A 21136-nucleotide genomic window follows, 5' to 3' on the forward strand; every position below is an offset into this window, starting at 1 on the left:
GAAAGGAGGCAAATGGATGATGACTTCACAAATTAAGGTGATTTTTGTATAAACGTAAATTTCAGGAAGAAGTAAAAAGAACAAGTATGTTCAAAAGCCTATTCAGACCTGAAGTGCAGATTCCCCCCGGAAAAGGGGATTATTTGCAGGTTGAATTTCCATTGAACGCTGAAAACCAGAAGCCTTCCCGGTTGTATTAAACGATTTAAACAACATTTAGGGAGGTATTAGTGTGCATTTTCATTTCGACATTTATAAAAGCATCGCAAACGACCGTATGGAACAATTATTAAAAGAAGCTAGTGAAAATAGAATGATTCATAAAACCAATGACGTTACCGATAGAAAGATAATGAGGAAAAACATGCTTTTCAGATCATTTTTTGGTCCGGGAAAGGCTGATTGAACAAAAGGCGAAAGATGGATGTATATCACTTCTTTTAGAAAAAGAAAAGTTTTAAGATGAATGGTTTTCCAAGAAAATACGAATATAAAAAAATCTAGAATAAGCAAAGAAAAGTCCATTTTGAGCAGATCAAAGTGGACTTTTCATACATATATTTGAATAATAAATAATAGAGGAATACCTCAGTAGCTGAATTCAGCAATATATTTAATAAGTCAGAACAGAGTATAAATGGTAAAATGATTAAAAAAGATTTGGAGGAATAGCAATGACAAAAACAAATCAAACCATCATTCCACATCTGTGGTATGACAAGGAAGTGAACGAAGCGGCAGCATTTTATGCTTCTGTATTTCCGGACTCCGCTGTTACGAGTACAACATCACTTAAAGGCACACCATCAGGCGATTCTGATTTAGTTTCCTTTGAAGTGTGGGGACAGAAATTCATGGCTATCAGTGCCGGTTCGTATTTCAAATTCAATCCATCTGTGTCTTTCATGGTAAATTTTGATCCATCACGAGAAAAAAATGCAAGAGAAAAACTAGATGAGGTATGGAACAAGTTGTCTGAAGATGGTACAGTGCTAATGCCGATTGGTGAATACCCATTCAGTGAGAGGTATGGCTGGATCCAAGATAAGTATGGATTGTCATGGCAGCTGATCCTTACCAATCCAGAAGGGGAAGAGCGTCCTGAAATCGTGCCTTCGCTGATGTTTGTCGGTGAAAATTTTGGCAAAGCGGAAGAAGCAATGCATTTTTATTTATCTGTATTTAAAAATGCACAGCAGGGACATATTGCCCGCTACCCCGGGGGAATGGAACCTGACAAAGAGGGAACGATTATGTTTTCTGATTTCATGCTCACAGATCAGTGGTTTGTTGCAATGGACAGTGCGCAGGATCATGAATTCAATTTCAATGAGGCAATCTCATTTATGGTATACTGCGACACACAAGAAGAGATTGATTACTACTGGGATAAGCTGTCTGCCGTTCCTGAATCCGAACAATGCGGCTGGCTGAAAGATAAATATGGAATATCCTGGCAGATTGTCCCACGGGAAATGGAAGAAATGATGAGCAACACTAGCACAGCAGAACAAATTGAGAGTGTTTGTCAGGCAACGCTTAAAATGAAGAAACTTGATATTGCAGAGTTACAACGAGCATATAAGGGTTTATAAAAAAGATCCCTTTGTCAGGCTGCATAGGACTGTCGGGTTAGTTTCCCTGATTTCGTATGATAATTATCATCGTTTAAGGGCTTATGACGTATCGTACACTAAAGTCTGTAAATGCATAAATAATTGCTCAACAAAATCTCAAAACTTTTGATTAATTATTTTGTGCCGAAAACTAGGCAATCCGAAGAATTAGATTTTTACCGTCTTTTCATGGGACAGCTTATAAGAAAGCTATAGATTGGGACAAGGTAGTTAGAAATGATGAACAAGGATTAGTTAACTTAATATAGGTAGCGTATGTAATCTGATTTTAATAATGTGTTTTCAAATTCCTGATAAATAAATCGGAATATAAGGGAGAGACCATATGGAAAATGACTGGGATACAGCGATAGATTCTCTTTCCAACATAACTGTTTTTTCAAATCCAAATAACGAGCCTGTGACGATCAGTGGTGAGGCTGATGATTTGAAGTGCATAGGTATGGGGACAGATGCGGCCGTTTTCCAATCGATACACGCCACGTCCTATGCGTTTAAATTATATGCAAAAGACAAAGCAGCCAAATTAGAAGCTGAAGCAAACGTTTATGAGGTTTTGGGAGATTCATCTTTTTTTCAACCTGTTTTGCTGTTTACGACGAATTCCTAGTCCTGAGCTATGAAGAAGGAAAAACCCTTTTTGACTGCGTTCTGCAGGGAATTCATATTCCGGAAAGAGTTATACAAGACGTAGAGGATGCTAGAGAATATGTTCGTAGGAAGGGACTTAACCCGCGTGATATCCATTTGAAAAATATTTTACTGCAAAACGGAGGAGCGAAAATACTTGATGTCTCTGAATATATATTGCCAGGCAATGATTTTAGGTGGGAGCATCTAAAAAAAGGATATGAACAATACTATCATTTGATTGACGGGAATGCTGTACCGTTTTGGTTGGTTGAAACGGTTCGAAAGTGGTATAACCAGCGAACCAAATACTTTTCTTCCTATGAGGAGTTTTTAAAAGTCATTTTAAATTTTCTGTCTAGGAAATAGGAGACCAGCTGCAAATATAATAATACATTAGAAGATGTTAAAACCTTATTTGAAAGAATTGATGTTACAACTATCGGTATTGAGATTGAAAAATTAAATAAACAATCTTCATTTTAAGAACATAAAAAATATTAATCTTATAACGCTAACGGGTGCAAGTGTTTAATAAGGTGGTAAACGCAAGTTGTTTTGATCTTTAGTCAAAAAAATTATTGGGGGATGAACAGTTGAAAGCATTATTTTTTCTATATGAAGGGTATGTTGATTGGGAGATCAGTCCTTTGTCCTACATGTTAAATATATCTGATATCGAAATTAAAACTGTGGCATTAAGTGATGAGGTCACGCACAAAGGAAATTTTAAAGTAAAGGCTGATTTGGATATTGAAGCCTGCCGACTACGATATTCTGATCATACCCGGCGGTGAACCGGATCCGTTTGATAAGACGATTTCCCAGCGCTTGCCATAGATTCTTACCGCATCTTCTTCTGTGTGTTCCAGATTGGTTGTCAAAAGTGCTAGCCACTTTTTGGAACGATTTCGATCGCGAACGAATACGATCCGCGCCTGGATTTCGTTGCCATTGTCATCATCATGGCCAAGGCCCACAACAATACTGGAAAGGATTTTGGCACGTCCGCGCTTTTTACGACCCTTCTTGTAAAGCTGGTTCAATGTATAAGACTCACCCTCATACGTATAATGAATCGTTGGTGTGCGCTTGATCATACAAACAACATTTAGCGAGTAATTCTTCACGATTTTTGATAGGATTGCCGGAAATGCGAACCAACTGTCAAAGAGAACGGTTTTTGTGCCCAGTTTTTTGGATTGACAGAGTCAAGGAGATTGAACATTGTTTCAGTTCCCTTTTGCATGGCTTCTTGGCGTCTGCGATAACCGACCGTTCGCTTGTCAATATCTGGATTAGCTTCCTGGTAACGGTTTTTCTTTTTCTTAGAGCTCAGCAATGAAAAGGCAAGTGGCATAAAAGATGCGCCGTCTGACCATCCAAGTGTGAGCATACGAAATCCCTTGAAATAACTTCCGGTGTTATGATCCCTCACATTGGCAAGCAGTTCGACTGCCTTACTACGATTGCGGCTGAACAGGGAATCATCATAGATGAGAACACGGTCACGATCTTTGGAAGTTAATGGAAGCATGAAATTCATAACAATATAAGACCCCACGCTAGCAAGGAATTTACGCCAGTTATATTGGGATTTTTCAAGAAATCATATACCGTATCCTTTTCAAAATCAGTTGGGATGCGGTCTGAGTCAAGCGCTCTAGAAAAACTCTTCCCATGAAGCACAAGGGCGAAAATAAATTGCATGATGACGTGCGGCGAGATACCTTTTACTTTATGAATATTGGCATCGTGTAGGAAAGTTCCAATTTTTGCTTGTGTAAAAAAATGTAGCATTCGGGTATTAGATTTTTCGTTTTCATTTTCAGTAGAATTTGGTAAAATAGTAGACACAGAAAACATCCTTTCTTGGTTTGGTTTGCTACCTATATTTCACCAAAAAAAGGGTGTTTTTTGTGTTTTTTATGATAAATATTTTAATCTAGGCTCAACTGCAACATGGAGTAAAGTGCTTTTTCTAACTCCGAAACTTGAGTTATATATTAAAAAAACATCGAAAGAACACTTGTTTGTGTTTAGAATTTCTGATATAATAGTACTAGATATACACCTCGAAAAGTCCACACATATCACAAAGGATGTGCTGAAATGATTCCAGCCAAATTAGTTAAAGAAAAACCCACAATTTATTCTACATCAAATGTTGTAAGAGAAGATCCCACAGATTATAATAAAACTAGACGGATTAAAAAAGAGGATAAGAGATTCAAACTGCTGAAAAACGTACCACTGGAAAAGTTGATGGATTTAAAAATTGATTATGCTTTCAAACAGTTTTTTGGCAATGAAAAGAATAAAGCGATAACGGTTGTATTCTTAAATGCAATTTTACAAAAAACGGGTCGAAATCGAATCCAAGATATCTCCTTTGAAAATACGGAGTCTGGTGGCGAATATGAAGATGATAAACAGTCAAGACTGGATTTATTAGTGTTAACGGATGCGGATGAATGGATCAATATCGAAATTCAGTTCACTAATAAATATGATATGATAAAACGCTCCATCTACTACTGGGCAGGTGCATACAGAGACCCTTTGCAAAAAAATATGACATACAAAGAATTGCGACCAGTAATTACCATTAACATCCTTAATTTTGACCTTTTCCCACAAACAGATCGTTTTCATACCATGTACCACCTCTATGAAGATGAGGAAAAGTTTAAACTGACCGATGTGATGGAATTCCACTTTATCGAAATGTCCAAGTTAATAAAGGATTGGCAAGAAAATAAACTTAATCCATGGGACGATGTTTTAGCCAGATGGTTGTTGTTGCTCGGAATGGTTGACAGGAGAAATGGGAAATACTATGAAGAAATTTATCATGAATTGGAGGAGATTGCCATGAAGGAGGATGAGACAATGCTAAACGCACTCCATAATTTAAAGGAACTTAGCTTGACTCACGAACATTATCTAGCATACGAGGCACGTTCAAAGCAAATCATGGATGAAGAGGCTGCCCAGCGTGAGGCAGAACTTCGCATAAAGGAAGGCATTCAAGAGGGAAGAGAAAAAGGCATTCAAGAAGGCATTCAAGAAGGCATTCAAAAAGGTATTCAAAAAGGTATTCAAAAAGGCAGAGAACAAGGCAGAGAACAAGGCAAAGAAGAAGAAAAAGAAATAATTGCCCGAAGACTTTTAACAAAAGGCGCTGAAATTGACTTTGTTGCTGAAATCACAGGCTTGACAAAAGAAGAGGCCCAGGAGATTAATGGGAATATGAAAAATTAAATTGGATCGGGTATTGTATCAACTGCCAGTCCCTATATACAGCTGTGGGGACTGTCGCTGGTTTTTGAGGTGAAAATGTGGAACCCACTAAAGCAATATTAGAAGATAATTACAACATATTTGCGTTGCTAAGCAATTATTTGAATCATGCACCTGACTTGATTGAGAAAGAAGAAATTGATGGGATCGCTAATTATAGTGTAACTTATGAATATGCCTTTTCTGTAATCTTGGCTGCGGCCTTTGGACTTGATATTATTGATAATGCGGATAATAAGGACTTGTTCAACAAATATTTTAACAGCATGATTCATCAGCTTGATACAAATGAATGTTATAACAATCCCTATTACAAGAATATCAAGATACCAACAATAAAAATCGGCAAAAGTGAATTGAAATATGAAAAGTATAAACCGTTTGAAGGCTTTGTTTGCAATGATATAGTTCAAACAAAAGAGGGCAGGCAAATTCCACAAATCGGATTTTTTGATAAAGAGTTCAGGTTTCCGGCAGTATTAGAAAATGGAAGAATCTGGATGACCATTACACCAAATGAAATAGAAACGATGAAAGAAGCTGTTGAAAGGGCTTCTGGTAATGTACTTACTTATGGGCTTGGACTTGGCTATTATGCCTATATGGTTTCTGAAAAAGATAATGTTGAAAGCATCACGGTTGTTGAGAGTAATGAGGATGTTATCCATTTATTTAATCAATATGTGTTACCTCAATTTAATCATGCGGAAAAAATTAAGATTATCAAAGCAGATGCCTTTGAATATGCAGAAAATCACATGTCCAAAGGGAACTATGATTTTGTGTTTACGGATTTATGGCACGATGTTTCTGATGGGATAGACATGTATCTAAAAATGAAAAAGTATGAGAGGCTTAGTTCCAATACTGTATTTATGTATTGGATTGAAAAGTCTATTTTGTGCTATTTGTAGAATTTGGCTTAGGGTGCATTTCCTGAAAATCTGGGTAGATAAAATATATAGTAGAATACTAAACAATATGGAGTTGATCTCATAATACGAAAAAACATCTCATATCTGATTACCTTTCTATGTCATGCAGCTTTTTTTATCTCCATAGATTATATAAAATATGACACATTTCAGTTTTGAAGTAATATTGCACAAGCGCTATTTATAACAGTTTTTATCCGTGTAGGTATGCGGATAAGTCGCAAAGCAGAAAATAGTGATAAAGAATAAAGTTTAAGTACATAGCTCTTATTCAATGCTTTTATAAAAAAGGGCATGATAGCCTTTGCGTAGGTACAAAACACACCCCACTGCAAAGAGCTCATGCCCGTTATGAATTTACTCCGGTGAATAACACTTTTACCCGACTGGAATTTATTTTTTACCGTCGTTAAATGTTAGTACACGACCCCAAAGGTCATTGTTGCCCCAAATTCCTCGACGTAATCCCTCCAGCTGAATGATTTGACTGTAATCGACAAAGAGATTGACTTCAGGGCCGTAATTTTTGATATACCATGCAAATACATCAGGATCTGCTGCTTCAAACATAACTTTCTCTGTACCTAATTCGGATGCAAATTGGGTGGCTATTTCGGTACGCCATGTGCTTACACTTTCTGTAATTCCTTCTGATTCTATCATTAACATATAGGCTCCGGCATCAAGGCAGCGACGTACATGGTTACTTCGTTTTTAGCAACATCTTCTTATATTTCCTACTAAAAAAATGCTAACCAGTGTTTAAATAGTCTAGTAAATGGCAAAGCTAGTGACTAATTAAAAGATTAAGAGGTGGTTTTGTTGAAAAAAGCGGTATATTTTAGTTTGCTAGGAGTTATATTTTTAGTAGGACTTGTGTTTTTTATAAATACAGAAACGGATGAAAAAGACAAAGCAATTGAAGATAACAGTGGTACGAAAAAGGAACAGGATCCGTTTGAAGAAGAGGCTGTTGAAGTAGTGCAGGATGCTGTGGAGGTTGTTGCAAATGATGACGGGAGTATCAATGCGAATAATTTATTTATACCATGGACGATTAATAAAAGTGGAGGCATGTTTTTCTTAAGTCAGCGGGATGGAACAGTGATTGAAATTGATGGAGACTTAGGTCTGGTTGAAGTGCAGGATGTCAATGTTTCAAAAGAAATTCTCCATGAGGGAGAGGGCGGTTTCCTGGGATTTACGCTGGCCCCTGATTTTGAGACCAATCATATGGCCTATGCGTATCATACGTATCAGGAGGATGGAGAAACATTGAATCGAATTGTTTCATTGACACTTAATAATAGTACTTGGAAAGAAGAGGAAATCTTGCTGGAAAATATTCCGGGTGGAGAAGTAAATACTGGTGGCAGAATTCAAATCGGACCGGATGGTATGCTATATGCTACAACAGGTGACACTGGTCAGCCAGATCAAGCACAGGATCTGGATAGTTTGGCAGGAAAAATTTTAAGAATAGATCCAAGTGGTGAGGTTCCAGTGGATAATCCACTGGAAGATTCCTATGTCTTTTCCTATGGTCATCGTAACCCACAGGGATTTGCCTGGGATGATGCTGGAACGCTTTACAGCTCGGAACATGGAGAAGATGGTCATGATGAAATCAATTTAATTGAAGCAGGAAAGAACTATGGCTGGCCCGTTATCCAGGGAGATGAAGAGGCAGAGAATATGGAAAAGCCAATCCATCATTCCGGTGAGGAAACCTGGGCACCATCGGGAATGGCGTACAGTGATGGTGAACTCTATGTCGCATCCTTAGCAGGTTCAAAAATCTTCACCTATGATATTGAAAGTGAATCTGTTGGTGAATTTTTCGGGGATGTCGGTAGACTAAGGGATGTTTTAATTGATGGGGATGCGCTATTTACGATTACCAATAACCATGATGATCGTGGGGAGCCAAACGAAGAGGATGATCAATTAATTCAGGTTCCATTAACGGAAAAAGCTTCATCAAATTTAAAAGATAAAGGATAGCTGTCCATTGATTTGGACAGCTATCTTTATTTAATCGCCGTCTTCGGTAAGGTTCCTGATATATTCAGTTACTGCTTCAATTTCTTCTTCGGTTAATTTCCCTTCAAATCCAGGCATGCTGCCACTACCATTGTTAATCTGTTCAATTAATTGTTCATTATCCATGCTGATATTTTGCAAATTTGGTCCATTATGACCGCCTGCACCTTCTGCACCATGGCATGATAAGCAATTATTTTCATACACTTTTAATCCTTCATCTACAGAGACTTCATCTTTGTCTTGTTCTTTACCTTGTTTAAAATCCATTTCGCCTCTCACTGGTGAAACATGAACGTCTGCGTCGGAAATGTCCTCCAGGGATTCATATTCCCCTTCCAATGAAAAGGTATATATTTTATCACCATGCTGTGTTCCCGCGAGTGAATTTCCTGCCGAGAAGATGGAAATGTATTGTTTTCCACCAACTTCATAAGTCATTGGCGGGGCATTTGCACCCGCGTCCGTCATAAATTCCCACACTTGCTCGCCATTCGTTGCATCATATGCAATAATTCTTCCGTCATTATGTCCGGTGAAGATCAAGTTCCCGGCTGTTGTTAAAATTCCGCTATATGCAATGGTGTCCCAATCATTTTGCCAAATGATTTTATTTGTTTTGATGTCAAGGGCAGTCACCGTGCCGCGACTTGGTGATTCTTCGACAGGCTGCCAGATGCTTCCAAGCCATTCTTTGCCCTCTTCAAATTTATTCTCCTCATCCTCTGCATAATGGGCATAGGAGAAATAATTGTCATTCCCCAACACATAAAAGAGCTCTGTATTTGGGTTATAGGCTGATGGTGGCCAGTTCGCACCACCCTGTGGGGATGGCTTCAACGTAACTGGTTCGTCCCAAAATGGTGTAAATATATTTCCGTATTCTCCGTCAAATTCCTCTGGTAAATCACGTTTGATATCTTCTTCGGTAATTTCCTGTGGTACAAAGGAATCCCCAATTGGAAACGGCTGTGTCGGGGATGTTTTTTGGTTTTCATTTTGAGGTACAGCTTTTTCCTCAATTCCAACAAGCGGTTCCCCATTTGTTCGATCCAAAATATACACCCATCCAGTTTTACCGGCTTGAGCAATCCCTTTTTTCATTTCCCCATCCATTTCGACATCAAATAAAACAACCGGATTTGCGAGGTCATAATCCCAAATATCATGGTGTACCTCCTGAAAATGCCATTCATATTCGCCTGTGTCGGCGTTTACAGCCATGACAGAATCAGCATACAAGTTATCTCCTTCACGATTACTTCCATCTAAATCCGGTGATGTATTTCCTGTGGCGAAATAAATAAGTCCGAGTTCAGGATCAACTGCAGGTGTCTGCCAAACTGGCGCACCACCTGTTAACCAGTCCCTACTACCCTCCGGCCAGGTTTCCGATCCTTCTTCACCAGGGGCAGGAAGTGTGTAGCTTCTCCAAATTTCTCTTCCAATGCCAGCATCATAGGCAGCTACGTACCCCCTAATTCCATATTCCCCACCAGCGACACCGGTATATACTTTTCCATCATAGAAAAGCGGGGCAGTTGTGATGGTATACCCTTTTTGCCATTCGTCAACCACTGTCTCCCATAATACCTCACCGGTTTTTTGGTCTAAAGCAACCAGTCTTGCATCAAGCAAACCAATAAATACTTTCCCGTCTCCGATTGCGACACCACGGTTTACCCATCCACAACAGAGCGTGTCCAGTTCATCTGCTAATTTGGGTTTATACTCCCAGATGATTTCCCCTGTTGTAGCATCAATCGCTGCAACATGATTTTCTCCCGTACTATTGAACATCACACCATCATACACAAGTGGGGTAGATTCTCCAGAATATTTAAATTCGAGGCCTGTCCCCATGCTTGTGACCCATTCAGCTTTTAACCCACTGACATTGGATGTGTCAATCTGATCCATGGGGGAATACCGGCCATTATAAACATTTCCACCATTCGTTATCCAATTCCCGGCTGGTGGCTCAATCAGTTCTTCAGCGGAAAAGTCTGGTGCAGCTTCGCCCGGATATTCCATGTGTTGAGCGGAAAAATGTTCTTTCCCGTTCGCATTGTTTTGCTGTTCAATATTCGGTTCTTCCTGTGTATCATCTTCTGTAGCAGGAGGATCTGCTGTATTATTGTCAGAACCCATGGATTGCACAAGGAATACGGCACCGATTACGAGTACTATTCCAATAGCTACGATCCAAACCGTTTTATTACGCATATAAAACTCCTTTCATCATGATGCTATATTCTTTTGTAATTTGCCCTTATTATTGGAAAATAGTCTTTTATCTATGGCTTGGGAAATATAGGAAGGTTGATAAAAAGGTGTCCTGGAAATAGAATAGTTAACAGAAGCATGGGGAATAATAATAAGGTATGAAAACATGATTCGTTTTCATACCTTCCATTCAATTATGCAGTTATTTACAATTCATCTTTTCTAATTTCATACGCTTTGTCGGTTCCGTCATCAAATGTTACTTGTAATTCAGCTTTTAAGTAATTATCTGGCAGATTAAATTTCTCAATGGCTAATGCAATAGCTTCTTCATCCGTCATATCCTGCTTCAGTTCCAAATCTTCCAAAATTGGATACATGGCATCAAAAGAAGCTGATCCACGAGCATCCACATCATTAAATGGATCATAAAACTCTGACTCCACTAAACCATCGTCATTATCAACTTCGCCTTCAAATTCATTATCTGCATATAAAACATCAAAGTCTAGCATTTGATAATCCAACTCTTCCATTTTAGCTGCCATATCATTCATGGTACTCATCGCTTCTTGACTTACAACATCTGTAGTTGAATCCTCTGTTGCATTTTCATCCTCATCGGCACAAGCGGTTAATACCATAGAGAAAATAATAAATACAGCTATTAACACTTTCTTTTTCAATTAATACACCTCCATATGATTGTTAGCATTATGTCCAAAATTCGAGATTCATATTCATGATTTAATGATATTTTCAAAGATTTGGAGGTACTTCAGTGGTTAGCGTGATAAGTGTGGGAAGCACTATGAAAAATATATTTTTTAAAAAAGGAATTACCCTTGGCAATAGCGAATTATTAAAAAGAATAGTAAGATGGAGGTTGATAAAATGGAAAATAACTTACCGATAAAAAATCAAATGAATGGCGTGTTTGTTCATGTGACAAATTTGAGGGCTTCAGTAAAATGGTATGCCGATTTGTTAGGGTTACAAGTGGATTTGGACAATGTAGTTTCACCGGTTTTTAATGTGCCAGTAACGGGGACAACATCTCTAACGCTAGATGACCACACGTTTGATTCGAATTTTAAACATATTGTAAGTCCAAGTCCAATTTTTAATCTTTTTGCGCCAAACATTGATGAAGCATATAACTATATAATAGAAAAAGGAATTGTCATTGTGAGGGAAATAGAAAGAGTTGGCGATACAGCTTGGTTTAATATTGAAGATCCAGATGGAAATGTTGTGATGATTTGTGATTGTTAGTGGTAAGGTTTTTAAATAAACCGGCAAATATAATTTAAGGTTAACTTGAATTTTTCAAGAGTTTGTAACTATTAATAAAAATAAGGGCAAAGTTCTTATTTTAAGAGGAGGTTAAAATTAACCAAATCCAATAAACGTGTAAAAGCTGCAACGGACCCGGAGTATCGTGATATTTTGATTCATTTAAATTTTGGTCAACATTAGGCAGCATTTGGATGTGTCTTATCAATCTGGTAGTCGGCATCAAAGAAGATTGTCAATTTTGAAAAGAGTAGCCTCAGTCTTCTCTCTTTTTGGCATGGAAAAAAAGAGTTATCAAGCCCCTGTCAACCATTCAGTAATTGAAAATGGAAAAATATAATTATAACTAATTATATTTTATAATTCCCAATAAAATAAATTGGGTTCATGAATTAGCCGTGAAGGTGGAAAACATCACCGTTGTTGAAATGAATGAAGATGTGATACAATTATTTGAAAAAAATATATTGCCACAATTCAAGCATGCTGAAAATATTAAGCTCATCAAAGCAGATGCTTTTGAGTATGCACAAAGGCATATGGCTAATGGTCATTTCGATTTTGTGTTTACCGATTTATGGCATGATGTTTCAGATGGAATAGACAAGTATTTAAAAATGAAAGCGTATGAGCGACGGAGTCCCAATACGGTATTTTCTTACTGGATTGAGAAGTCGATTTTGTGTTATTTATAACTAATAGGATAAAGCGTATTGATGGCAGGTGATTTTGGGAAAAATACGGAAAACCTTCGGGTCGGTACGTTTTTTGATGCTAATAAATAGTTCCGTCCATACAGAGATAATTATTTTTACTTTGATTACATTGCTTATTCCATATCAATTTCACTCTTATCCCGTTCTACTGCTCAGGGGAATAATATTTTATGCAAATTAATCCACCAAATACTATTAGAAAGAGCATTACACTTTAAGGCGAACGTATTATCTTTTCAATCCACTGCCTTGTCCCTCCTGTTGATTATTGATCCAAAATCATTTCTATCTATTTCATCATTATTTTGACAATCATGAGAATTTTGCTATAAAAAGAAGGAAGATCTGCTATAATTCAGGTGTGAGTTTTATTTTAGCAGTTGATTTAGAACAGTGTAACAGGTTATTTTTCAATAGCCAAAAATAATTAAAAGCGACAAGGAGTTGAAGTTTAATGAAAAGGAATATCTCTGTAATAACTGTATTGGTTATTGCTCTACTGGGCGTGTATATATTTTCGGTAAATGGTGAAAAATATACGATAGAAAAAAACGAATTAGAAAATATTAAGCAATTGGTGAGTGATTACAGTGTCGCTGAAAAAACATCTGAATCTGCCTCGATAACGTCCCATGATCTTATCGTGACTGAAAGTGATGGAAAAGAATTAGCTTATGATTTGCCTGAGGATGAATTCTTTGTTTCTATCGCACCTTACATTGAGCAAACACATCCTTGTGAAATACATAGTTTAACCGGCTGCCAGGGGGAAATGGTAGATGAAGCGTTCAGTGTATTTATTGAGGATACACAAGGCAATGTAATCATGGATGAAATGATTAGTTCTCTACAAAACGGATTTATTGATCTGTGGCTTCCGCGCGACAAGACATTCCATGTAGAAATTTCGCACGATGGAAAAACAGCTGAGTCAGAGCTTTCCACATTTGAGGGTGACAACACATGCATTACAACCATACAATTAAAAGACGGCACTAGCGTATAAATGGATTGAATTCCAATAGTGAAAGAAAATACTACTAATAATAAAAGACCATTTATTTAATGTTATACTAATTTAATGGTCTTTTTTTGTTGGAATAGCATTTTTGATTTACTATAAGTGATGAATAAACAGTACTTAGAGCAAGTATATTTTTTTGTATACAATAGCAGCCATCTTTTGGTTCTTGGGCTTCTTTTTTATGATAATACCCAGAATATTTGTGTTAGAATGAATATAAAGATTGGTAAATGATGTACTTTAACGAGCAAATAGAAAAAAGTGAGGTCAAAGAACGAGAATTTTAACCGAAACATGAGCATGTTAGTGGGAAAAATGAAATACCAAAAAGGAGTAATCCAGGTGAAGAAAATTATCCTAGCTGTATCAAGTGTTATCATGATCTCCTTAATCATTGTAACAGTAGCCTATTATCAAAACTCAAATAAAATTACACATCCACAACTAGGTCAGCTAAATAATATGCAGGAGAACCCTGCGACACAAAATGAAGCGGAACAACCTCTGATCGAAGAATTACAACCAATAAATATAGATGATACGATTACTTACACGTTGCAAAATGACGAATTAAACATCACATTCAACAAAGGAAATGACTGGATTACCGTTCCGGTTGATAAGGATCAATTATTTGATGGGGAATACAATGGGAATAAGCAGGCACTGATAGAAAATAGCTACATTCTTACGGAAAATCGGGCTGCGTTCTTATATGCAGATGGGACGGATTGGGATAATAAAAGAGTTTTATTAACTTATTCGCTTGATCAAGGTAAAACGTGGCAGGAATCCGTGGTTACGGACCCCTTTACGGCAATGCGATTTAGAAAAGTAGATTTTCTAAATGATACTTTTGGATATATCATTATTTCCGGTGGGCGAACCATGTCACAGGAGTCATCACATGTCTTTCTAACATATGATGCTGGCAGGAACTGGAAGGAAACAACTAATTCCGGGGTAACGAGATTAATTGCGGATGGCGGATTCATTGATGAAGCGACAGGGTTTTTGTCCTTTGGAACGATTAATCCTGAAGAACCGGATCTTTATGTTACGCAAGATGGGGGAGATACTTGGGGTGAAGCAAAAGTTACCATTCCAGCGAAGTATAATAAAGTTTTTGTTCAGGCTGAAGTTCCAGTAAAAGAGGATGATCATTTGGCGATTTTGGTTAATCAAGGACCTAATGGCGACTATGAAGGAGGAAAAGTGAAGGGGAAATTTATATCAGAAGACAACGGGAAAACATGGGAATTTCAGATGGAGGTAAAGCCAAATGTTGCAAAATAGGGATAAACGGATGAAGCTAGCTGGCTGGATTTTATTTCTTATCGCAACTGGGTTCTTCTGTTTGCAAATAGGATACATATTCATTTCTGCAAGATTCCACGTAGAGTATATTGATAACCGGTTATTTTACCTTATCAATATTCTTTGTGTTATATGTTTAGCCTTAGCCATTTTACTTTTGCTTACACTTACTAAAAAGTGGAAGTGGATTGGCGTCAGTGTAGTGAGTGTTTTTATTATTGTTAATGGGGTACTGCTTGCATTTAGTAACCAGGAGATAAAAAATATAACAAGCATATCACCTGATTTTAACCATGTATTGTCGATTAAAGAAAATATAGAAAGTGGAGATGCCGTTTACTATCGATCCTATTATGGAATTTTGGCCCGTCCGCAAGAAAGATTACCCTATCAAACGAACGGAGAATTTAACGTGGAGTGGTTAGCGAATGACGTGGCGGCTGTTACATACAAAGCAGCTGATGATACAATTCACCAATTTATCGGGACTTACGGTGACCGGGGCAGTGGCGGAACCTATTATTATGTAGGTGCTGAAATTCATGGCAGATGGCAAAGCAATAACACAGAGGTTATCAGCAATACAGAAGGAATTACTGTGATACAAAATGGCGAAACACAATTGTTTGAATGGGATTCTATTGTTCAGTTTGGCACACTTGCTATTGTTTTATTGAAAGATGATGAAGCGGTCTGGACGATTGCATTAGATGAGAATTTCCAAATGCACTCTGATGCATCCATTCCACCATCTGGTGAAATAAGTTTGTATAAAGCAACTATGGAAAGAAATGAGCCAGTAATATTACAAGCTAATACTGCCAATTGAATATAAATTTTTAACGCAATAGTGCTATTTTCAAGTCGAATTAGTCAGTGTTCTTCATGAGAAACTGAGAATATCCTGGTTAATAAAGAGGGCAGGAGAATGGAAAAGCTTAGCGAATAAGTTAACTAAACTGGGAAATTCATTCATTTCCCAGAAAGAAGCTAGATGAAAAAGAAGGGGGATTGTTTGTATGCCGATTTGCCAAAGCTGTGGAAAAAAATGGACTTGGAAACAAACAATTAAAACGTTATTCAGATTGAAGTGTCCACATTGTGAAAAAAAGCAATATGAGTCTGCATTATCAAGAATAAGCAGTGGTATATTTATGATTATTCCATTAATAGTATTATTCCCTCTGAATGCCTGGTTAGATTTTTCAGTTGGTATGGCATTCATTGTTGCTATTATTTTTATAGTTATAATGCTTGGATTTTATCCTTTAATCTTAAAATTATCTGATCATGAGGAGCCTTTTTGGTAAAACTACCCATGATAGGATTTGGTCAGTACGAGATGAAATTAATATCAATAAATGAACACTAGTTAATTCTAAGGAATACTGGTCTTATTGGAAGAGCCAGGATAGTGCCATTATGAATCTTATCACAGATTCACAATGGCACATTTTCTTGGCTATATTATTCAATTATTTGCAGTTCTTTTGGAAATGTTGTCAGTGTTTCATAGCCATCTGCCGTAATAAGTATATCATCTTCTATTCTTACACCACCAACTCCTGGTAGATAAATGCCTGGTTCTATCGTATATACCATTCCTTCTTTTACGATTCCATCATTTAGGTGGCTCATGGAAGGAAATTCATGGACGTTTATTCCCATCCCATGCCCGATGCGATGTGGGAAGTTGTCACCATATCCTGCTTCGGTAATCAGATCCCGTGCAACTTTGTCTAAATCGCCAATGCGGGTGCCCGGTTTACTTAATGCTAAGGAAGCTAGCTCGGCTTTTAGTACCGTATGATAGATTTCCTTTTGTTTTTCTGTGACTGATTTAAAAGCAACTGTACGTGTGATATCAGAACAATATCCGTCAAGCACAACCCCTAAATCGAATAAAACCATGTCACCGGCTTTCAACTTTCGATCGCCCGGATTGCCGTGCGGATCACCGGATTTTTCTCCAAATAGAACCATGGTCGAAAAAGACATTTCACGGATCCCTTTTTTCTTCAGTTCAAATTCAATTTTTGCTAAAACTTCCATTTCACTAATTCCTTCTTTAAGGGTATCCACGCCTACCTGAACTCCAAAGTCAGCCAGCTTTGCTGCCCGTCGAATAATAGCAATTTCCTTTTCATCTTTTACTACACGCATTTCATTTAGTTTATCCTCCACTGAAACCACCTTCGCTTCTGGGAAAAAAGCAAGGAAGGCTTCACTTCGTCCGTAGGATAGAGTTTCTTTTTCAATGGCAACCGATTCCTCATTGGTAAGATTTCTTGTTTCAAGGGAGGATTTAATTAGCGCCCATGGATCTTCGTGGTCTGAATACCCGATGATTTCGTCATCCCATCCAGCAGCTTTTAATTGGCCTGCTTCCATCGCTGGTAGGACAAACAATGGTTGTGCTTGTTTGAATACGAAAATACCCATAAGACGTTCATGTGGATCGGTATAGAAATTAGATAAATAGAATACATTCTCGGTTGAATTCAAAAACGCTGCTGCTATATTATTTTTGCTCATCCAAGCTGTTACAGATGTTAAACGTTCTCGCATATTTGACACTCCTATCGAAATTATATTTTTTTCTTTTGTGTTGCTAATGTAACTATTATTAACACGATAAATGCAGCGGGAACGGAAATGACTGCACTGTTTATTTCAAAAGGTTTATCAAGCATAATTTCCCATACTAATGTTGTTACAACACCTGTAATCATGGAAGATATACCTCCAGACGCATTTACACGTTTCCAGAAAAATACAGCTAATATAGCTGGTGTAATTCCTGCCCCATAAACGGTATATGCATACATTTGGACCTCTAATACAGTTGGGAAAAAGCGGATCAATAAATACGCAAATGCACCAAGGATCACGATAAACACTTTTGTCATTCGTAATTGTTTTTTATCTGACGCATTCCTATTAATATACTTTCCATATATATCATACGTCAAATTTGTCGCAGCAGAAAGTAAATAGGAGTTACCAGTTGTAATGATAAATGCAGCAGCTGCTGCGAGTAAAATACCACCTATCCATAACGGCAGTGCAAGGGTTGTTGCCATTAGTGCCATTCCAGGTTCTATATCAGGAAAGAGAGACCGAGAGGCAAATGCTATCAGTGAAATAGATGGAGAAATAATTATCATTAGTATTAACCAACCGATTTGAGCCCTTTTCGCTGAAACATCTCCCTTTGAGGATGCTAAACGTTGATACATGTTTTGATCACCAAGTAAAAGAAATAGGGATGGAAGTAGATAACCCATCAGCTGGATGGTTGTTAATCCTCCGGTTGCTGTTAGATGAGAAGTCGGTACATTTTCGACGATAGAATCCCACCCTCCGGCAATTGCGAATATGGTTGGTACAGTAATCAATAACCCGCCAACCATCAAAAAACCACTCAGTGCATCTGTTTGAGAGACAGATTTAAGTCCTCCAATCATCGCAAGAAATATGATTAAGACTGCAGCTATTATCGTTCCGATTTCTACACTCATTCCTGTTGTCAAGTTTAGAATGAATCCAAACCCTTTCAACTGGTAAGAAACGATACCAACATAAGCTAAAAGTACAATGATACTTGCAAGATTACGGGCTGTAACACCATATTTTTCTTCAAGAATACCTGAAATTGTATATTTTCCAAATGCTCTTATTTTCGGTGCCGCTACATAAAGTACAAAAATACCAATCAAAGTGGGTATCATTAACATGAGGGATGGGATTATACCAAAACTATAGGAAACAGACGTTTCTCCGCCTGAAATGCTTCCACTTCCTGTCCAAGTTGCTAGCAAGGTCCCCATTAATACAAAGGGTCCTAAGCTTTTCCCCGCTAGAATAAAGTCTTTACTGTTCGATATCTTCTTTGACATATAAAACCCTAATCCAACCATAATTAAGGCGTAGATCCCAATAAACCATAGTAATTGGGGATTTGATTGAAGTTCCATTATTATCAGCTCCTGTAACTTGATCCTGTTGACCTATAAGGATACTATTTGTCGGGTACTTACTTATTATGTACCGGTGCATATAATTTCACCCTAATTAATGTCATCTAACCACTAATGGTAAGAGATAAACTTTCGCAATTTAGGTGTGACTATTTAACGCAAAAAGAGACTCTAGGGTCAATGATTCTAGAGACGGAAGAAATATTAATAAATATAGTTGTTAGTCAAACTTATCCAGAAGAATTCGAAAGCAATGCAGAATTACAATATAAGAACCAGGTTGTTTTCACCTGGTTCTAATTAGTATCTGCTATTCAGTTAATAATGGATAGAATCCTTTTTCGTTATGTGTTTCGGTTCCAACTAATGCGGGGTTAAATACACAAACCATTCGCATTTGTGTTTTTGCAGTTAAATTATGTTTATCATTTTCATTTAATAGATACATAGTACCAGCTTTAATTGGCCAAACTTCTCCAGTTTCAACCTTTTCAATTTCGCCTTCACCTTCAATACAATAAACCGCTTCGATATGGTTTTTGTACCAGAAGTAGCTTTTCGTACCAGCTTTGATGATCGTATCATTTAAGCTGAAGCCCACGCCCTCTTTATTTAAAATAAACCGGCGGCTTTCCCAAGTTTCTCCCTTCGTTTCATCTTCTGTTCCAATAATGTCATCCAGTGATTTTACGATCATAATGTGATTCTCCTTTATAGCTGTGTTTTAGTATATATGCTGTAGTTATTTTGAAAGAACTTGTACCATACTATCTTCAAGAATCGCCAACCCTTTGGTAAGCCCTTCTTCATCTATAACTAGTGGTGGAAGGAATTTTACAACTTCATCACTCGGTCCTGACGTTTCCACGATAAGTCCGCGATCGAAGGCTTCTGCGCATATTTTACTTGCAAGACCATCTGCATGTACTGCGATTCCTTGCATAAGACCTCTGCCACGTGCTTTTCCTTTAAGCTCTGGATACTTGGCAATAATGGTATCTATTTTATTTTTCAATAGATTTGCTTTTTGCTTGATCCCGTTAGAAAACGCATCTGTTTCCCAGAAACTTAGCGCCTCTTTTGCCGTGATAAATGCTAAATTATTACCACGGAACGTCCCATTATGCTCACCAGGACCCCACTGATCATACGCTGGTTTGATCAATGTAATGGCCATTGGAAGACCAGAACCACCAATAGATTTAGAAAGACAAACAATGTCTGGATTAATTCCTGCAGGTTCAAAGCTGAAGAATGTACCTGTTCTTCCACAGCCAGCTTGAACGTCATCGACAATCAATAGAATATCCCAACGTCTGCAGATGTTTTCGATTTTCCTCAACCAATCCATTCGGGCTGCATTGATACCGCCTTCGCCTTGAACGGTTTCTAAAATAATTGCTGCAGGTAAGGCAACACCACTCCCGCTATCCTCTAGAACTTTTTCAAGATAAGCAGTAGAGTCTTGGTCTTCTACATAATCATCAAACGGCATTGCAACTGTGTGATGAAGAGGTACACCTGCACCATGTCGTTTAAATGAGTTGCCAGTAACAGATAATGAACCAATCGTCATTCCGTGAAATGCATTTGTAAAGCTGATAACCGAATCACGACCGGTTACTTTTCTAGCAATCTTTAATGCGCTCTCAACTGAATTTGTTCCAGTTGGTCCGGGAAACATTACTTTATAGTCGAGGTTACGAGGTGTTAGTATGACTTCTTGGAATGTTTCAAGAAATTCCTTTCTCGGTGTCGTTCCCATGTCGAGGCTATGAAGAATTCCATCATCTTGTATATATTCAATTAGTTTCTCTTGCATCTTGGCGTCATTATGTCCATAATTCAATGCGCCTGCCCCTGCAAAGAAATCAATATATTCTTTATTGTCTACATCCCATAGTTTATATCCTTTTGCTTTTGTAAAAATAGTTGGCCAACCACGGCTGTAGCTTCTAACTGCGGATTCTAATTCTTCAAATGTTTTCATTCTATCATTACTAATTACAGCAGTTGTCATTCTCTCATC

General features: G+C 37.6%; 18 protein-coding genes and 3 pseudogenes. 13 read left to right on the forward strand and 8 right to left on the reverse strand.

The window, feature by feature from the left end; translation table 11 throughout:
• Positions 1 to 232 precede the first annotated feature (232 nt).
• From AC6HVZ_RS12165 to AC6HVZ_RS12180, 4 genes and pseudogenes are all read left to right on the forward strand, one after another.
• Positions 233 to 406: a hypothetical protein gene (locus tag AC6HVZ_RS12165; RefSeq protein ID WP_497558438.1), complete on the forward strand. Its 174-nt coding sequence runs from the start codon at positions 233 to 235 to the stop codon at positions 404 to 406.
• 268 nt (positions 407 to 674) lie between these two features.
• On the forward strand, positions 675 to 1595 hold the full coding sequence (locus AC6HVZ_RS12170; RefSeq protein WP_497558439.1) for a VOC family protein: 921 nt from the start codon (positions 675 to 677) through the stop codon (positions 1593 to 1595).
• 367 nt (positions 1596 to 1962) lie between these two features.
• A pseudogene (locus AC6HVZ_RS12175) lies at positions 1963 to 2636 on the forward strand (serine/threonine protein kinase).
• 227 nt (positions 2637 to 2863) lie between these two features.
• A complete protein-coding gene (locus AC6HVZ_RS12180) occupies positions 2864 to 3064 on the forward strand; it encodes a hypothetical protein (RefSeq protein ID WP_497558440.1) in 201 nt (66 codons plus the stop codon).
• Positions 3065 to 3085: 21 nt separating this feature from the next.
• On the opposite strand, the pseudogene AC6HVZ_RS12185 reads toward AC6HVZ_RS12180, so the two are convergent.
• Positions 3086 to 4133: pseudogene (locus AC6HVZ_RS12185) on the reverse strand (IS4 family transposase); the annotation flags it as partial.
• Between the two features lie 246 nt (positions 4134 to 4379).
• Between AC6HVZ_RS12185 and AC6HVZ_RS12190 the strand changes: the two are divergent.
• Positions 4380 to 5531 (forward strand): Rpn family recombination-promoting nuclease/putative transposase, encoded by a 1152-nt coding sequence (locus AC6HVZ_RS12190; protein WP_497558441.1) that lies wholly within the window; start codon positions 4380 to 4382, stop codon positions 5529 to 5531.
• A 77-nt stretch (positions 5532 to 5608) separates the two neighbouring features.
• Positions 5609 to 6484 carry a spermine/spermidine synthase domain-containing protein gene (locus tag AC6HVZ_RS12195; protein WP_497558442.1) on the forward strand — a complete coding sequence of 292 codons (876 nt, stop codon included), beginning with the start codon at positions 5609 to 5611 and terminating at the stop codon, positions 6482 to 6484.
• 414 nt (positions 6485 to 6898) lie between these two features.
• On the opposite strand, the pseudogene AC6HVZ_RS12200 reads toward AC6HVZ_RS12195, so the two are convergent.
• Positions 6899 to 7198: pseudogene (locus AC6HVZ_RS12200) on the reverse strand (phosphosulfolactate synthase); the annotation flags it as partial.
• Positions 7199 to 7327: 129 nt separating this feature from the next.
• Here AC6HVZ_RS12200 and AC6HVZ_RS12205 point away from each other — a divergent pair.
• Entirely contained in the window at positions 7328 to 8509 is a 1182-nt protein-coding gene (locus AC6HVZ_RS12205; RefSeq protein WP_497558443.1) for a PQQ-dependent sugar dehydrogenase, read from the forward strand.
• A gap of 30 nt (positions 8510 to 8539) precedes the next feature.
• Here the strand turns inward: AC6HVZ_RS12205 and AC6HVZ_RS12210 are convergent, their stop codons facing one another.
• Both AC6HVZ_RS12210 and AC6HVZ_RS12215 read right to left on the reverse strand, forming a co-directional pair.
• The gene (locus AC6HVZ_RS12210) at positions 8540 to 10774 is read right to left on the reverse strand and encodes an outer membrane protein assembly factor BamB family protein (protein ID WP_497558444.1); all 2235 of its coding nucleotides are present in this window, start codon (positions 10772 to 10774) and stop codon (positions 8540 to 8542) included.
• A gap of 206 nt (positions 10775 to 10980) precedes the next feature.
• Positions 10981 to 11460 carry a YusW family protein gene (locus AC6HVZ_RS12215; protein WP_497558445.1) on the reverse strand — a complete coding sequence of 160 codons (480 nt, stop codon included), beginning with the start codon at positions 11458 to 11460 and terminating at the stop codon, positions 10981 to 10983.
• A 208-nt stretch (positions 11461 to 11668) separates the two neighbouring features.
• On the opposite strand from AC6HVZ_RS12215, the gene AC6HVZ_RS12220 reads away from it, so the two are divergent.
• From AC6HVZ_RS12220 to AC6HVZ_RS12245, 6 genes are all read left to right on the forward strand, one after another.
• Positions 11669 to 12049 carry a VOC family protein gene (locus AC6HVZ_RS12220; RefSeq protein ID WP_497558446.1) on the forward strand — a complete coding sequence of 127 codons (381 nt, stop codon included), beginning with the start codon at positions 11669 to 11671 and terminating at the stop codon, positions 12047 to 12049.
• 425 nt (positions 12050 to 12474) lie between these two features.
• Complete coding sequence (locus AC6HVZ_RS12225) at positions 12475 to 12765, forward strand: spermine/spermidine synthase domain-containing protein (protein ID WP_497558447.1); 291 nt, start codon at positions 12475 to 12477, stop codon at positions 12763 to 12765.
• A 475-nt stretch (positions 12766 to 13240) separates the two neighbouring features.
• Positions 13241 to 13792 (forward strand): CueP family metal-binding protein, encoded by a 552-nt coding sequence (locus AC6HVZ_RS12230; RefSeq protein WP_497558448.1) that lies wholly within the window; start codon positions 13241 to 13243, stop codon positions 13790 to 13792.
• A gap of 360 nt (positions 13793 to 14152) precedes the next feature.
• Positions 14153 to 15106 (forward strand): WD40/YVTN/BNR-like repeat-containing protein, encoded by a 954-nt coding sequence (locus AC6HVZ_RS12235; protein ID WP_497558449.1) that lies wholly within the window; start codon positions 14153 to 14155, stop codon positions 15104 to 15106.
• The gene (locus AC6HVZ_RS12240) at positions 15093 to 15956 is read left to right on the forward strand and encodes a hypothetical protein (protein ID WP_497558450.1); all 864 of its coding nucleotides are present in this window, start codon (positions 15093 to 15095) and stop codon (positions 15954 to 15956) included. Before AC6HVZ_RS12235 ends, AC6HVZ_RS12240 begins: the two co-directional genes overlap by 14 nt.
• A gap of 190 nt (positions 15957 to 16146) precedes the next feature.
• Complete coding sequence (locus AC6HVZ_RS12245) at positions 16147 to 16437, forward strand: TIGR04104 family putative zinc finger protein (RefSeq protein WP_497558451.1); 291 nt, start codon at positions 16147 to 16149, stop codon at positions 16435 to 16437.
• Positions 16438 to 16594: 157 nt separating this feature from the next.
• Here AC6HVZ_RS12245 and AC6HVZ_RS12250 read toward each other — a convergent pair whose 3' ends face one another.
• The 4 genes from AC6HVZ_RS12250 to ectB form a co-directional block, all read right to left on the reverse strand.
• Positions 16595 to 17695, reverse strand: coding sequence for a M24 family metallopeptidase (locus tag AC6HVZ_RS12250; protein WP_497558452.1), 1101 nt, complete (start codon positions 17693 to 17695; stop codon positions 16595 to 16597).
• A gap of 20 nt (positions 17696 to 17715) precedes the next feature.
• Complete coding sequence (locus AC6HVZ_RS12255; RefSeq protein WP_497558453.1) at positions 17716 to 19104, reverse strand: sodium:solute symporter family protein; 1389 nt, start codon at positions 19102 to 19104, stop codon at positions 17716 to 17718.
• 313 nt (positions 19105 to 19417) lie between these two features.
• A complete protein-coding gene (locus AC6HVZ_RS12260) occupies positions 19418 to 19804 on the reverse strand; it encodes an ectoine synthase (protein ID WP_497558454.1) in 387 nt (128 codons plus the stop codon).
• Between the two features lie 45 nt (positions 19805 to 19849).
• The gene (gene ectB, locus AC6HVZ_RS12265) at positions 19850 to 21127 is read right to left on the reverse strand and encodes a diaminobutyrate--2-oxoglutarate transaminase (protein WP_497558455.1); all 1278 of its coding nucleotides are present in this window, start codon (positions 21125 to 21127) and stop codon (positions 19850 to 19852) included.
• Between the last annotated feature and the right edge of the window lie 9 nt (positions 21128 to 21136).

This window comes from Oceanobacillus sp. NCCP-135, assembly GCF_059698015.1.

Excerpts from the sequence above, each read along its gene's own strand:
- AC6HVZ_RS12220 (WP_497558446.1), top strand. The coding sequence starts at position 11,669 with ATGGAAAATAACTTACCGATAAAAAATCAAATGAATGGCGTGTTTGTT.
- AC6HVZ_RS12230 (WP_497558448.1), top strand. The coding sequence starts at position 13,241 with ATGAAAAGGAATATCTCTGTAATAACTGTATTGGTTATTGCTCTACTG.
- AC6HVZ_RS12210 (WP_497558444.1), bottom strand. The coding sequence starts at position 10,774 with ATGCGTAATAAAACGGTTTGGATCGTAGCTATTGGAATAGTACTCGTA.
- ectB (WP_497558455.1), bottom strand. The coding sequence starts at position 21,127 with ATGACAACTGCTGTAATTAGTAATGATAGAATGAAAACATTTGAAGAA.
- AC6HVZ_RS12245 (WP_497558451.1), top strand. The coding sequence starts at position 16,147 with ATGCCGATTTGCCAAAGCTGTGGAAAAAAATGGACTTGGAAACAAACA.
- AC6HVZ_RS12260 (WP_497558454.1), bottom strand. The coding sequence starts at position 19,804 with ATGATCGTAAAATCACTGGATGACATTATTGGAACAGAAGATGAAACG.
- AC6HVZ_RS12240 (WP_497558450.1), top strand. The coding sequence starts at position 15,093 with ATGTTGCAAAATAGGGATAAACGGATGAAGCTAGCTGGCTGGATTTTA.
- AC6HVZ_RS12170 (WP_497558439.1), top strand. The coding sequence starts at position 675 with ATGACAAAAACAAATCAAACCATCATTCCACATCTGTGGTATGACAAG.
- AC6HVZ_RS12250 (WP_497558452.1), bottom strand. The coding sequence starts at position 17,695 with ATGCGAGAACGTTTAACATCTGTAACAGCTTGGATGAGCAAAAATAAT.
- AC6HVZ_RS12190 (WP_497558441.1), top strand. The coding sequence starts at position 4,380 with ATGATTCCAGCCAAATTAGTTAAAGAAAAACCCACAATTTATTCTACA.
- AC6HVZ_RS12255 (WP_497558453.1), bottom strand. The coding sequence starts at position 19,104 with ATGGAACTTCAATCAAATCCCCAATTACTATGGTTTATTGGGATCTAC.